At 52.7% G+C, this 370-nt stretch carries 4 tRNA genes; all 4 read left to right on the forward strand.

The features are described 5' to 3' along the window. The first annotated feature begins 34 nt into the window (after positions 1-34). The 4 genes from HMPREF2979_RS04355 to HMPREF2979_RS04370 all read left to right on the forward strand — a co-directional run bounded on the left by HMPREF2979_RS04355 (position 35) and on the right by HMPREF2979_RS04370 (position 366). Positions 35-106: transfer RNA gene (locus HMPREF2979_RS04355), tRNA-Gly, on the forward strand. A gap of 6 nt (positions 107-112) precedes the next feature. Then, positions 113-198 (forward strand) — tRNA-Leu (locus HMPREF2979_RS04360). Between the two features lie 14 nt (positions 199-212). Beyond that, positions 213-286: transfer RNA gene (locus HMPREF2979_RS04365), tRNA-Arg, on the forward strand. Between the two features lie 6 nt (positions 287-292). Next, positions 293-366, forward strand: a tRNA-Pro gene (locus HMPREF2979_RS04370). Positions 367-370 lie beyond the last annotated feature (4 nt).

A 370-nucleotide genomic window follows, 5' to 3' on the forward strand; every position in this document is an offset into this window, starting at 1 on the left:
GTCGCGTGTTCAAGTCATGTAGCCGGCATAAAATGCGAACGTAGTTCAGTGGTAGAACACCACCTTGCCAAGGTGGGGGTCGCGGGTTCGAATCCCGTCGTTCGCTTGAGGAGCCGGGGTGGCGGAACTGGCAGACGCACAGGACTTAAAATCCTGCGAAAGGAAACTTTCGTACCGGTTCGATCCCGGTCCTCGGCATAATATAATAATGAGCACCCTTAGCTCAACTGGATAGAGTACCTGACTACGAATCAGGCGGTTAGAGGTTCGACTCCTCTAGGGTGCATTTTATCGGGAAGTAGCTCAGCTTGGTAGAGCACTTGGTTTGGGACCAAGGGGTCGCAGGTTCGAATCCTGTCTTCCCGATTTA

The sequence above is a fragment of the Streptococcus sp. HMSC078H12 genome (assembly GCF_001814615.1).
Classification (GTDB): domain Bacteria; phylum Bacillota; class Bacilli; order Lactobacillales; family Streptococcaceae; genus Streptococcus; species Streptococcus salivarius_F.